The following is a 13,844-nucleotide window of genomic DNA, read 5'->3' on the forward strand; positions in this document are numbered from 1 at the left end:
GAGCCGTGGTGAGCCGGCCTGCCGGGCGGGTCAGCGCGTGGGGGTCTCCGCGTACTCGCCGATGCGAGCGGTGCGAAGCACCCGGTCCAGGATCTGATCGAAGTACTGGGCCATCTCCTGGGCGCTGTCGCCCGGCCAGGTGTGCAGCGGCTTGGCCGCACCCTGCGCCTGTTGCAGGCTGGTGCGCTCGGGAAGTTGCGGGCTGAGCACGAGCGGACCGAACATGTCACGCAGCTCCTTGATCCGGAACTGGTGCTCGAGCGACGCGGTGCGGGCCCGGTTGACGATGATGCCCAGCGGCTGCAACCGGGGGCTGAGACCACGACGGATCTCCTCGATCGCGCGCAGGGCACGGTCGGCGGCGGCGACGGAGAACAGGCCGGGTTCGGTGACAACGGCGACGCGGTCGCTCGCGGCCCAGGCGGTGCGGGTGAGCGCGTTCAGCGACGGGGCACAGTCGATCAGCACCAGGTCGTAGTCCTTCTCCACTGTGGAGAGGGCCTCCTCGAGCTTCCAGATGTCCCTGATGCTGGGGTGCGGGCCGTCGAAGTTGATGGCAGACGGGCTGCCGATCATGACGTCGATGGTGCCGGGGCGGCCCCGGGTCCAGCCGCTGGGCGCAATGGCGGCGCGCACCACTTTCTCCTTCGGCGAAGCCAGCACGTCGGCCACATTGAGGTGTCCGGCGAGCTGAATGTCCAACCCGGTGGAGACATCCGATTGCGGATCGAGGTCGACCACAAGGGTTCGGACACCGCGGGCGAAGGCAGCGGAAGCGAGACCAAGGGTTACCGTGGTCTTGCCTACCCCGCCCTTGAGGGAGCTAACGCTAAGTACGTGCACAAGTAGATACGTTACCTTCACTAGTCTTAGAGAACCTAACCGTCAGCCGGCGCCGCTCCCGGATCGAAAGGTCTCTATGTTCACCAAAATCCTCGTCGCCAATCGTGGAGAGATAGCCATCCGCGCGTTCCGCGCCGCCTACGAACTGGGAGCGAAAACTGTCGCCGTCTTCCCGTTCGAAGACCGCAACTCGCTGCACCGCCTGAAGGCGGATGAGGCATACGAGATCGGTGAACCTGGCCATCCGGTGCGGGCCTACCTTGATGTGTCCGAGATCATCCGGGTCGCCAAGGAGAGTGGCGCAGACGCCATCTACCCCGGCTATGGCTTCCTCTCCGAGAACCCCGAACTCGCCGAAGCGGCCAAGGCCGCCGGTATCACCTTCATCGGCCCCGGCTCGCACGTGCTCGAAATGGCCGGCAACAAGGTCACCGCCAAGGAGCACGCCATTGCCGCCGGTGTTCCGGTGCTCAAGTCCAGCGCACCGTCGCGCGACGTCGAGGAGCTCATCGCGGCGGCGGAGGAAATCGGCTTCCCGATCTTCGCCAAGGCCGTCGCAGGCGGCGGCGGGCGCGGTATGCGCCGGGTCGCCAGCATGGCCGAGCTCCGCGGCTCCCTGGAAGAGGCCATGCGCGAGGCCAACAGCGCGTTCGGTGACCCCACCATGTTCCTCGAGCAGGCCGTGCTCCGCCCGCGCCACATCGAGGTGCAGATCCTCGCGGATGCCTCCGGCGAGACCGTGCACCTGTTCGAGCGGGACTGCTCCGTGCAGCGCCGCCACCAGAAGGTCATCGAGATCGCCCCGGCACCCAACCTGCCCGAAGAGATCCGTCAGCGCCTGCACGCCGATGCCGTGGCCTTCGCCAGGTCGATCGGCTACGTCAACGCCGGCACCGTCGAGTTCCTGCTCGACACCGTGGGTGAGCGCGCCGGGCAGCACGTGTTCATCGAGATGAACCCGCGCATCCAGGTCGAGCACACCGTGACCGAAGAGGTCACGGACGTCGACCTCGTGCAGTCCCAGATCCGGATCGCGGCGGGGGAGACCCTCGCCGACCTCGGCCTCGCCCAGGACTCGATCAAACTGCGCGGCTTCGCCCTGCAGTGCCGCATCACCACGGAAGACCCCACCGCGGGCTTCCGCCCCGACACGGGCAAGATCACCACGTACCGCTCACCCGGCGGCGCCGGCATCCGCCTGGACGGCGGAACGATCAACCCCGGCGCCCAGATCAGCCCGCACTTCGACTCCATGCTCGCCAAGCTCACCTGCCGGGGCCGCGATTACGCCTCAGCGGTCACCCGCTCCAAGCGCGCCCTGGCCGAGTTCCGCATCCGTGGCGTCTCCACGAACATCGCCTTCCTCCAGGCGGTGCTCGAGGACCCCGACTTCGCCAACGGTGACCTGAGCACCTCCTTCATCGACGAGCGCCCGCAGCTGCTGCGCGGCCGGGCGTCGAAGGACCGCGGCACCAAGATCCTCAACTGGCTCGCCGACGTCACCGTCAACCAGCCCAACGGTGTGCCCATCACCCTGCTGAACCCGGCAGAGAAGCTGCCCAAGATCGACCTCTCTCAGCCGGCCCCCGACGGTTCACGGCAGAAGCTGCAGCTGCTCGGACCGGTCGGCTTCGCCAGCGCGCTGCGCCAGCAGACCGCCCTGGCCGTCACCGACACCACCTTCCGCGACGCCCACCAGTCGCTGCTGGCCACCCGGGTGCGCACCAAGGACCTGGTCGCGGTCGCCCCGCACGTCGCCAGGCTCACCCCCGAGCTGCTCTCCGTGGAGGCCTGGGGCGGTGCCACCTACGACGTGGCCCTGCGCTTCCTCGGCGAAGACCCGTGGGAGCGCCTCGGCGCCCTCCGTGAGGCGCTGCCGAACATCAACATCCAGATGCTGCTGCGCGGCCGCAACACCGTCGGTTACACCCCGTATCCCACCGAGGTGACGGATGCGTTCGTCCGCGAGGCCAGCGACTCCGGTGTCGATATCTTCCGCATCTTCGACGCCCTCAACGACGTCAACCAGATGCGTCCGGCCATCGACGCGGTGCTCAACACCGGCACCAGCGTCGCCGAGGTCGCCCTCTGCTACACCGGCGACCTGCTCGACCCGGCCGAGAACCTCTACACCCTGGATTACTACCTGCGCCTGGCCGACCAGATCGTTGAATCCGGCGCACACATCCTCGCCATCAAGGACATGGCCGGGCTGCTGCGCCCGGCGGCGGCGGAGAAGCTCGTCACGGCCCTGCGCGACCGGTTCGACCTGCCGGTGCACGTGCACACCCACGACACCCCCGGCGGCCAGCTCGCGACACTGCTCGCGGCCTCCCGTGCCGGCGCAGACGCTGTCGACGTGGCCAGCGCCCCGATGGGCGGCACCACCAGTCAGCCGTCGGCGTCGTCCCTCGTCGCCGCGCTCGCGCACACCGAGCGCGACACCGGTATCTCGCTGCGGAACGTCTGCGACCTCGAGCCGTACTGGGAAGACGTCCGCCGGGTCTACCACCCCTTCGAATCCGGCCTGCGGGCTCCCACCGGTCGGGTCTACAAGCACGAGATCCCCGGCGGCCAGCTCTCCAACCTGCGCACCCAGGCCGTCGCGCTCGGCCTGGCCGATGACTTCGAACTGATCGAAGACATGTACGCCGCGGCGAACAGCATCCTGGGCCGCGTGCCCAAGGTGACGCCGTCCTCCAAGGTCGTCGGCGACCTGGCGCTGTACCTGGCCGCGGTGAACGCGGACCCGGCCGACTTCGAGGCCAACCCGGCCAAGTACGACGTGCCGGACTCCGTGGTGGGCTTCATGGCCGGCGAGCTGGGCGACCTGCCCGGCGGCTGGCCGGAGCCCTTCCGCAGCAAGGTCCTCGAGGGTCGCAACATCCGGGTGAGCACCACCGAGCTGACCGACGACGAGCGCACCGCGCTCGGTGGCGACAGCGACACCCGCCGTGGCATGCTCAACCAGTTGCTCTTCCCCGCACCCACGCGGCATTTCCAGCAGATCCGTGAACTCTTCGGCGACCTGTCGGTGATCGACACCGTCGACTACCTCTACGGTCTGCGTCAGGGTACGGAGCACTCGGTCGAGATCGACAAGGGCGTTCGGCTCTATGTCGGGCTGGAGGCCATCGGTGAGGCCGACGACAAGGGCATGCGCACCGTCATGACCATCCTCAACGGCCAGTTGCGTCCCGTGTTCGTGCGTGACCGCAGCATCGCCGTGGTCACCAAGGCCGCGGAGAAGGCGGACGCGAACCAGCCCGGCCAGGTGGCCGCCCCGTTCTCCGGCGTGGTCACCCTGCAGGTGGCCGAGGGCGACCAGGTCGTCGCCGGTCAGAGCGTGGCGTCGATCGAGGCCATGAAGATGGAAGCCGCCATCACCTCACCCATCGCGGGCGTGGTGGACAGGGTGGCGATCCCCGTCACCCAGCAGGTCGACGCCGGCGACCTGCTCGTGGTGGTGCGTCCGCGCTAGGCTGAGGCCTGATTTGCGGCCCGCAACGCGTGGGCCGAACCCGACGAGGAGTCTGCTGTGTCGAACGAACGTTCAGGCGACGACGTGCCATACGACGAAGGCGACGGCGAACTCGCCCCGGCCCCCACCAGGGCCGGGGCGACCGGTCCCCGCGGGTCCGGTCGCCGGTCGGCCGGCCAGACCGGTGCGCTCGACGGCGCTCCCGGCGGCTCGTTCGCTGGCCAGGACGCCCGGGGGTCGGAGTTCAGCGGTGTGCAGTACGACAGTGTCGAATACCACAGCGAACTGCCCCCGCACACCCGCGACAACCTCGCCTCGGCCCTGCCGGAGAGCGGTGGCCCGGTCGGCGCCACCCCCGCCACCCACACCGTCGAGATCCACACCCCGCAGCCCGTCCGCTCGAGCGCGGCCACCGCGTCCGTGGCGCTGAACACGGCGGCCCCCGGAACCGGGTCCGTCGGTGCCGGCAGCACCCGCCGTGATCGCACCAGGGCCACGACATCAGCCGGTGCACCCGGCGCGCCCGAAACCGCGTCGATGCTCACCTCCGACCGCCTGCTCGAGGTGAACCGGCGCACCAGGCGTGCGCCCAACGGTGCCTGGAACCGGTTCGTCTACAACGTGTCCTTCCACCTGATCAACCTCGGTGACTCCGCCAAGGTGCGGGCGCAGCTTGCGCTGGATGAGCGCATCCGCAAGGAGTTCGAGGGTGGCGCCCGGTTCGTGCCGATCCTCACCCGCAAGGGCGGCGTCGGCAAGACCACCGTCACCGCACTGCTCGGGATGGCCCTGGCCGATGCCAGGGAAGACCGGATCATCGCGATCGACGCGAACCCCGACCGGGGAACCCTGTCCGAGCGGGTCAGCAAGCAGACCAGGTCGACCGTGCGCGACGTCGTCACCAAGGCGGCGGCCATCGGCGGGTTCACCGATTTCTCCGCCCTGGTCTCCCGCGACGAGACCCGCCTGGACATCCTCGCCAGCGACACCGATCCGCTGCTCTCCGAGGCGTTCGACGAGGACGACTACAACGTCGTCGCCGACCAGGCCGCCCGGTTCTACTCGATCGTGCTCACCGACTGCGGAACCGGCATCGTCCACTCCGTCATGCGGGCGACCCTGCAGCGCGCCGACTCCATCGTGATCGTGTCCGGCGGCAGCGTCGACGAGGCCAGGCTGGCGTCGGAGACCCTCACCTGGCTCGAGGCCAACGGCTACGGCGACCTGGTGAAGAACGCCATCGTCGCGCTGAACACCGCCACCCAGGGCACGAACCTGATCAAGCTCGAGGAGATCGAGTCGCACTTCCGAACCCGGGTGCGCGAGATCGTGCGCATCCCCTACGACCCGCAGCTGGCCGCCGGCAGTGTGGTGTCCTATCAGAACCTCAAGCCGCTCACCCGGCTGGCCTCCCGCACCCTCGCCGCGCTCGTGGTCGAGGGGCTGCCGGCCGAACGCCGCGGCTGAATCCGTTCCACCCCGCCTGTTCCCGTCCCGCCTCCCCGAAGAGAGTTTCCCGTGCCCGAACGCCAGATCCGCCTACTGGGCGACCCCGTCCTGAAGACCCGCTCAGAGCCCATCGGCGTCATCGACGCCCGTGTGCGCGGCCTGGTGGAGGATCTGTTGGACAGCGTCAGACTGCCCGGCCGGGCCGGTGTGGCTGCGTCGCAGATCGGCGTCAATCTGCGTGCGTTTAGTTACAACATCGACGGGGATATCGGCTACATCCTCAACCCCGTCCTCGTTGAACTCGCGGGGGAGCCGGAGCTCGTCGATGAGGGCTGCCTCTCGGTGCCCGGGCTCTGGTACCCGACCAAGCGGTACCCGTTCGCCAGGGTCACGGGTATCGACCTGGACGGCAACCCGGTCGCCCTGGCCGGAGAGGGACTGCTGGCGCAGGCACTGCAGCACGAGACCGACCACCTGGACGGGCTGCTCTACCTCGACAGGCTCGACAAGGAGAACCGGCGGGCCGCGATGAAAGAAGTGCGCGAGTCGGACTGGTTCTAACCCGTTCCACCCGCGACTCTCAGCTGCGACCTGCCTGCGACCCTCACCCCGCGACCTGCCCGCCGGACGAGCTGCCCTGCTCTCTCTGGGCAGCTCGTCCGGCACCGCGCTAGTCCTTGACGGTCTCCCGCACGGGCACTGCTGCCGTGGTCGGGTTGTTGCCGTAGAGGTTCTGGATGTCCGCGGCGAAGTCCCGCAGGATGACATCGCGCTTGATGCTCATCTTCGGGGTGAGGTACCCGGCATCCTCGGTCAGCTCGATCGGCAGAATCGCGAACTTGCGGATTGATTCGGCCCTGGACACCGACTCGTTGGCGTGGTCGATGGCCCGCTGCACCTCGGCGAGCACCTTCGGGTGCACCGACGCATCCATCAGGGACAGGCCGGCATCCTCGTGGTTGTTGTGCAGCCAGACCGGCAGCATCTCGGGGTCGAGGGTGACCAGCGCGCCGATGAAGGGCTTCTGGTCGCCGACGACCACCACCTGACCGATCAGCGGGTTCGCGCGGATCGGATCCTCGAGGGCCGCAGGGGCGACGTTCTTGCCGCCGGCGGTGACGATGATCTCCTTCTTGCGTCCGGTGATCGACAGGAAGCCGTCGTCGTCGAGCTGGCCGATGTCACCGGTCTTCAGCCAGCCCTCATCAAAAACGGCGGCGGTGGCTTCGGGGTTCTTCCAGTACTCGGTGAAGACGTTCACGCCCTTCACCTCGATCTCACCGTCGTCCATCACGCGCACCGACACGCCGGGCAGGGCCGGACCGACCGAGCCGATCTTGGACTTCGTGGCGAGGTTGACGGTCGCGGGCGCCGTGGTCTCGGTGAGGCCGTAGCCCTCCAGGATCACGATGCCGAGGCTGTGGAAGAAGTGACCGAGGTGCGCGCCGAGCGGGGCGGAACCGGAGACGGCGAACTTCACGTTGCCGCCCATCGCGGCACGCAGCTTGCTGTAGACCAGGCGGTCGAACAGGGCGAACTTGACCTTCAGGCCCAGCGGGATCTTGGCGCCGGCCTCGATCAGCTTGGAGTGCTCCACGGCGACCTCGGAGGCCGCCTCGAAGATCTTGCCCTTGCCGCCGGCCTCCGCCTTCTGCTCGGCGGAGTTGTAGACCTTCTCGAACACCCGGGGCACGGCGAGCAGGAAGGTGGGTTTGAAGCTGCCGAGCGACGGCAGAAGCTGCTTGGTGTCCGGCTGGTGGCCCACCCGCACGCCGCCGTGCACGCAGAGCACCGCGATGAAGCGGGCGAAGACGTGCGCGGTCGTGATGAACAGCAGGGTGGAGGCGCCCTTCTCGTCGGTGAGAACCGGCTTGAGGGCGATGCCGGCGTTGCGGCTGGTCTCCACGAAGTTGCCGTGGCTGAGCACACAGCCCTTGGGCCGGCCGGTGGAGCCGGAGGTGTAGATCAGCGTGGCCATGTCGGCGGAGACGGCGAGCCGACGACGGCGCTCGATCTCGGCATCCGGAACGTCGACACCGCGGGCGGCGAGCTTGTCGAGGTCGCCGAGGTCGATCTGCCAGACCGTGGCCACGTCGGGCAGGTCGGGGTGCACCTCATCGAAGCGGGCGAAGTGGTCTGCGGTCTCCACGATGAGCGACGTTGCTCCGGAGTCGCTGAGGATCCACTGGATCTGACTGGGCGAACTGGTCTCGTAGACCGGCACGAGCACGGCACCGGCGAACCAGACGGCGAAGTCGATCAGCGTCCACTCGTACCGGGTCTTGCAGGTCAGGCCGATCTTGTCACCTGGCTGCACACCGGCGGCGACGAATCCCTTCGCAAGGGCCACCACCTCGGCATGGAACTGGGCGGTCGTGACCGGCAGCCAGCCGCCGGCGCCGTCTGGGCGGGAGAACAACACCAGCTGCGGGGTCAGGGCAAAACGGTCGACCAGCAGGTCGGTGACGTTCGCGTTCGGGTCGGCGGGGACGACGGCGGGCTCATCGAACTGTTTCACGGTAACTCCTTTGGCACCGGACGGGGTAAGTGCGACCACTCTAGCCGCTCTCGTGCCGTGAAGACGCGATTCACCCGGCGGCATGCTCTGTTACTACACTCTAGGGGGTGCCTCCGTAGTCCTTCAGGTCGCTGCGCGCCCCCTGCCTGTCACACACGCTGGAAACGGTGTGCGACGCGGCTGAGATCCTTGCCTCCCGACCTGAAACGCAAAGCGTCATCAACGAAAGGTGTCAGTCGTGCACGCCATTGGGATTGACATCGGCGGGACCAAAATCGCCGGCGCCCTCGTCGACGAGTTCGGAACCATCCTCAAGTCGGACCGTCGCCCGACCGAGGCCGCCGATCCGCAGGAGATCGAAGACGCCGTGGTCGAGATGATCGAGGGACTCTCCGCCGGCGAGGACGTCGTGGCCGCCGGAGTCGCCGCGGCCGGGTTCATCGACGCGGCGCAGTCCACGGTCTACTACGCCCCGAACATCAACTGGCGCAACGAACCCCTCCGGGAGAAGCTCGAGTCCCGGCTGTCACTGCCGATCGTGATCGAGAACGACGCCAACGCGGCCGGATGGGCGGAATTCTGCTTCGGCGCCGGCCGTCTGTACAGCGACATGGTGACCCTCACCATCGGCACCGGCGTCGGTGGGGCGATCGTGTCCAACGACCGCCTGTTCCGCGGCGGCTTCGGTGTCGGAGCCGAACTCGGCCACATGCGCGTCGTCCCCGACGGCCTGCCCTGCGGCTGTGGTGCGCACGGCTGTATCGAACAGTACGGCTCCGGCCGCGCCCTGCTGCGCATCGCCAACGAGTTCGCCGACGCCGGCGGGATCGGCCTGGGCCTGGCCGCCTCCCGCGCCAAGCGCGGCAAGCTCACCGGCAAGGACGTCGGCCGGTTCATCCAGGCCGGAGACCCCGGCGCCCTGGCGGCACTGCGCCAGCTGGGCGCCTCGTTGGGGCAGGCCTGCGCGAGCCTGGCCGCGGTGCTCGACCCGCAGGTGTTCGTGTTCGGCGGCGGTGTGGCCGCCGCCGGTGACCTGCTGTTGGATCCCATCCGAGCCGCCTACCTCGACAACCTTCCGGCCCGTGGGTACCACCCGGAGGCCGTCTTCGCCATCGCCGAACTGGTCAACGACGCCGGGGTGGTCGGTGCAGCCGATCTCGCCCGTCGACACGTCACCGGTGAGTAGGCTGACGACAGCCGTTCCCGCCCGGCAACCGCTTACGTGAGGACACCGATGTTCTATTGGTTCATGAAGAATATTGTGGCCGGCCCCCTGCTGCTCGGCGTTTTTCGTCCCTGGGTGATCGGGCTGGACAACATCCCCAAAACCGGCGGTGTCATCCTGGCGAGCAACCACCTGTCCTTCATCGATTCGGTGTTCCTGCCGTTGGTGGTGCCGCGTCGGGTCGTCTTCCTGGCCAAGAGCGAGTACTTCACCGGCAAGGGCCTCAAGGGCTGGGCCACCCGTCAGTTCTTCAAGGCCACCGGCCAGCTGCCCATCGACCGCTCCGGCGGCAAGGCCTCAGAGGACTCGCTTAACACCGGGCTGGCCGTGCTGAACGGTGGTGGCGCCCTGGGGATCTACCCGGAGGGCACCCGCAGCCCCGATGCCCGGATGTATCGCGGCCGCACCGGCGTGGCCCGCATGCTGCTCGAGGCGGGGGTGCCCGTCGTTCCGGTGGCCATGGTCGACACCGAGAAGGCGATGCCGACCGGAACCCGGATCCCCAAGGTGCGTCGTATCGGAATCGTGATCGGTGCACCGCTGGACTTCAGCCGGTTCGAGGGAATGGAGGGTGACAGGTTCGTGTTGCGCTCCGTGACGGACGAGTTGATGTACGAATTGCGCCGGCTCAGCACGCAGGAGTACGTCGACGTGTACGCCACCAGTGTCAAGGAGAAGCGCGCCAGCCTTTCGCGCTAGGCTCGAATATCCCCATCGGGTCGCACCATCTGTCGCTCCGATTCAGATCCACACCCCGGCATGCGCACGCGTGTGCCGCCAATAGAGAAGCAGGCTCCGCCCGTGGTAGACCCCACCGAACCGGTTGTAATGGCAGACAAATCTGTGATTGCCGGCCTGGACTATTGGCGCACGCTTCCCATCAAGCAGCAGCCGACCTGGCCCGATGCCGACGCCGTCGCGGCCGCCTCCGCCGAGCTCGCCACCCAGCCGCCGCTGGTCTTCGCCGGCGAGGTCGACATCCTGCGCGACCGGCTGGCCGAGGCCGCCCGCGGTGAGGCGTTCCTGCTGCAGGGTGGCGACTGCGCCGAGACCTTCGGCGGCGCCACCGCGGAGCAGATCCGCAACCGGGTCAAGACCGTGCTGCAGATGGCCGTCGTGCTCACCTATGGCGCGTCCATGCCCGTGGTGAAGATGGGCCGGATGGCCGGTCAGTTCGCCAAGCCGCGCTCCAGCGACTTCGAGACCCGCGGCGGCGTCACGCTGCCGGCCTACCGTGGTGACATCGTCAACGGCTACGACTTCACCCCGGAGTCCCGCGAGGCCGACCCGGAACGGCTGGTCAAGGCGTACCACACGAGCGCCTCCACCCTCAATCTCATCCGGGCCTTCACCCAGGGCGGCTTCGCCGACCTCCGCCAGGTACACAGCTGGAACCAGGGGTTCGCTGCGAACCCGGCCAACCAGCGTTACGAGGGCCTGGCCAAGGACATCGACCGCGCCATCAAGTTCATGATCGCCTGCGGGGCCGACTTCGAGGCCATGCGCCGCACGGAGTTCTACACCAGCCACGAGGGCCTGCTGATGGACTACGAGCGCCCCATGACGCGCATCGACTCCCGCACCGGCACGCCGTACAACACCTCGGCGCACTTCGTCTGGATCGGCGAACGCACCCGCGAGATCGACGGCGCGCACGTCGACTTCCTCTCCCGGGTGCGCAACCCGATCGGCGTCAAGCTCGGCCCGAGCACCTCGATCGACGACATGCTGCGCCTGATCGACAAGCTCGACCCCAACCGCGAGCCGGGCCGGCTCACCTTCATCACCCGGATGGGTGCGGGCAAGATCCGCGACGCCCTCCCGCCGCTGCTCGAGGCCATCAAGGCCAGCGACGCCATGCCGCTCTGGGTCACCGACCCGATGCACGGCAACGGTGTCACCACGCCGACCGGTTACAAGACCCGTCGGTTCGACGACGTGGTCGACGAGGTCAAGGGCTTCTTCGAGGCGCACCGCTCGGTGGGCACCCACCCCGGCGGCATCCACGTGGAGCTCACCGGCGACGACGTCACCGAGTGCCTCGGCGGCTCGGAGCACATCGACGAGGCCGCCCTGGCGACCCGGTACGAGTCGCTCTGCGACCCGCGCCTGAACCACATGCAGTCGCTGGAACTCGCTTTCCTGGTCGCGGAGGAGCTCGCCGCGCGCTAGCTGCGTATCCGCACTACGCACTTGCCCCGCTACGGCCGAGTTGCTCCCGCACACGGGGGCAGCGCGTCCGCAGCGGGGCAGTTCGCGTTAAGGTGCCGGTTTCGTTCACTGCGCCACCTGTGGGCGACCGCGCCCGCTATAGCGGTGGCGGTGGCCGGTAAGAGGTGCGGTGACGACGGTAAGGCTCTAGCCGAAGGGGTTCGTCGGCCGCAGCGTGATCGTGCTGCCCAGGGGCAGGGACGTGCCTGCAGCGGGGTCGGTGGACTCCACGCTCAGGAGCGCGGCGATGGCGTCTGCACCGGGGTTGTAGCTCAGGTCGAAGCCGAGGTCGATCAGGGTCTGCTTGGCCTCTGACCAGCCCACGCCGACGACATCGGGTACTTCAACCGGTTCGGGTCCGCGGGAGACCGTGAGGGTGATGGGGGAGCCCACCCTGATCGGGCCTGCCGCTCCGGGCGCTGCGGAGATGACGTCGCCCTCGGGGACGCTGGCGCTGTAGGTCTCCTCTCCCGCCTGGCCCTCCAGGCCCTGCTCGGCGAGGAGGTCGATGGCGTCATCGAGGGACTCGCCGGTGACATCGGTGACGTCACCGAGGGAGACCGTGTAGTTGATCACTGACCCTTCGAAGGCGTCCCCGCCCTGCGACAGGTCGGTTCCGTCACTGTCCCTGGTGGCATAAATCAGCAGACCCGCGTCGACGGAGTTGGAGAAGATCTCATCGACCGCCCCCGGCACGGCACGCAACTCGGTGATCACGGCCGTGGCGGCGTCCGGAGTGAGTCCGGCCAGGGGCGGAAGCGTTATCGGTTGGGGACCCTGGGAGACGTTGAGGGTCACGGTGCTTCCCTTGGCCACCCTGGCACCCTCACCCGGATCGGTGCTGACAATCAGGCCGGCCGGGATGTCCAGGCTGTACGTGCTGCCGGACTCTGCGACCAGGCCCAGTGCCTCCAGTTGTACGGCTGCATCCTCTGGGGTCACCGAGACCAGGGTCGGAACCGGCACCTGCGAGCCTGGACCGGCACCGAAGTACCAGCCGGCGGTCCCGAGCAGGGCCGCGATCACCACGATGAGCGTGAAGAGCCAGTACCCGCGACGGTGCCGTTTCCGCGCCGTGTCGGCCACTTCGTCTGGCGCATCCGGCTCGGCTTCGGCCGTCGGCGGCTCAGCGAGAGCGGTCGTGGTGGCAGCGGCGGTGAGCGGACCCCGGCCCATGATCTGGGTCTCGGCGTCCGCGGAGGAGGTCATCGTGCGGGGGAGCACCATCGTGGACTGCATGCCGGTGTCTGAGCTCGGCCGCACGGTCTTCTCCACCTCGAGGAGCTGATCGAGCATCACGCGGGCGTCGCGGGGGCGCTCCTCCGGATCGCGGGAGGTTGCCCAGGTCACCAGCTCGTCCAGTTCGACGGGAACGCCGGGGGCGACGAGGCTGGGCATGGGTACGGTGTCGTTGGCGTGCTGGTAGGCCACCTGCATGGGCGCCTCGCCCACATACGGCTGCTCGCCGGTGAGCATCTCGTAGGTCATGATGCCCAGGGCGTAGATGTCGCTGCGGGCGTCGGCGATGCCGCGGGTGACGAGTTCGGGGGAGAGGTAGGCGACGGTGCCCAGGAGGGCCTGGCCGGTGGCGGTGTTGTTGTTCACGGCGCGGGCCAGACCGAAGTCGCCGATCTTGATGCGGCCGTCATCGGCCAGCAGCACGTTCTCCGGTTTGACGTCGCGGTGCACGATGCCGGCCTTGTGTGCCGCCGCGAGGCCGGACAGCACGGCCTCGAGGATGTCCATGGTCTGCTCCGGCGTGAGCCGGCCATAGTCCTTGAGCAGGTCACGCAGCGTGATCCCGGGCAGGTGCTCCATCACCAGGTAGGCGATGTCGGCATCCTGGCCCTGATCGAAGACGTTCACCACGTTGGGGTGCGCCAGTCTGGCCGCCGACCGGGCCTCCTGGATGAACCGGCTGCGGAAGGCATTGTCGTCGGCCAGGTGGCCGTGCATGATCTTGATCGCCACCCGGCGCTCGAGGCGCAGGTCGGTCGCCAGATACACGGTGGCCATGCCGCCGCGGGCGATCCGGGAGCGCACCTGATAGCGGCCGTCGATGAGACGGCCGATCATGGGGTCAAGGGGGCTATCGGTCACCAGATGAGTCTACGGAA

The 13,844-nt window shown here is 68.2% G+C and carries 9 protein-coding genes; 6 read left to right on the forward strand and 3 right to left on the reverse strand.

Annotated elements, in window-relative coordinates; all coding sequences use genetic code 11:
* Positions 1 to 30 precede the first annotated feature (30 nt).
* The gene (locus K2F54_RS02375) at positions 31 to 843 is read right to left on the reverse strand and encodes a ParA family protein (protein WP_220604238.1); all 813 of its coding nucleotides are present in this window, start codon (positions 841 to 843) and stop codon (positions 31 to 33) included.
* Positions 844 to 919: 76 nt separating this feature from the next.
* On the opposite strand from K2F54_RS02375, the gene K2F54_RS02380 reads away from it, so the two are divergent.
* From K2F54_RS02380 to K2F54_RS02390, 3 genes are read left to right on the forward strand one after another with little or no spacing between them, the layout of a single operon-like run.
* Positions 920 to 4,324: a pyruvate carboxylase gene (locus K2F54_RS02380; protein ID WP_220604239.1), complete on the forward strand. Its 3,405-nt coding sequence runs from the start codon at positions 920 to 922 to the stop codon at positions 4,322 to 4,324.
* A 57-nt stretch (positions 4,325 to 4,381) separates the two neighbouring features.
* Positions 4,382 to 5,791, forward strand: a complete 1,410-nt coding sequence (locus tag K2F54_RS02385) for a MinD/ParA family ATP-binding protein (protein ID WP_308287473.1) — start codon at positions 4,382 to 4,384, stop codon at positions 5,789 to 5,791.
* A gap of 51 nt (positions 5,792 to 5,842) precedes the next feature.
* Positions 5,843 to 6,334: a peptide deformylase gene (locus K2F54_RS02390; RefSeq protein ID WP_220604240.1), complete on the forward strand. Its 492-nt coding sequence runs from the start codon at positions 5,843 to 5,845 to the stop codon at positions 6,332 to 6,334.
* Positions 6,335 to 6,443: 109 nt separating this feature from the next.
* On the opposite strand, the gene K2F54_RS02395 is transcribed toward K2F54_RS02390, so the two are convergent.
* Positions 6,444 to 8,291, reverse strand: coding sequence for an AMP-dependent synthetase/ligase (locus K2F54_RS02395; protein WP_220604241.1), 1,848 nt, complete (start codon positions 8,289 to 8,291; stop codon positions 6,444 to 6,446).
* A gap of 238 nt (positions 8,292 to 8,529) precedes the next feature.
* Between K2F54_RS02395 and K2F54_RS02400 the strand changes: the two genes are divergently transcribed.
* From K2F54_RS02400 to K2F54_RS02410, 3 genes are all read left to right on the forward strand, one after another.
* Positions 8,530 to 9,477: an ROK family glucokinase gene (locus K2F54_RS02400; protein ID WP_220604242.1), complete on the forward strand. Its 948-nt coding sequence runs from the start codon at positions 8,530 to 8,532 to the stop codon at positions 9,475 to 9,477.
* 48 nt (positions 9,478 to 9,525) lie between these two features.
* Entirely contained in the window at positions 9,526 to 10,215 is a 690-nt protein-coding gene (locus K2F54_RS02405) for a lysophospholipid acyltransferase family protein (protein WP_220604243.1), read from the forward strand.
* A gap of 129 nt (positions 10,216 to 10,344) precedes the next feature.
* Entirely contained in the window at positions 10,345 to 11,688 is a 1,344-nt protein-coding gene (locus K2F54_RS02410; RefSeq protein WP_220604244.1) for a class II 3-deoxy-7-phosphoheptulonate synthase, read from the forward strand.
* Between the two features lie 186 nt (positions 11,689 to 11,874).
* Here K2F54_RS02410 and pknB read toward each other — a convergent pair whose 3' ends face one another.
* Positions 11,875 to 13,827 carry a Stk1 family PASTA domain-containing Ser/Thr kinase gene (gene pknB, locus K2F54_RS02415; RefSeq protein ID WP_308287474.1) on the reverse strand — a complete coding sequence of 651 codons (1,953 nt, stop codon included), beginning with the start codon at positions 13,825 to 13,827 and terminating at the stop codon, positions 11,875 to 11,877.
* Between the last annotated feature and the right edge of the window lie 17 nt (positions 13,828 to 13,844).

Source organism: Cryobacterium inferilacus (genome assembly GCF_019599185.1).
Classification (GTDB): Bacteria; Actinomycetota; Actinomycetes; order Actinomycetales; family Microbacteriaceae; genus Cryobacterium; species Cryobacterium inferilacus.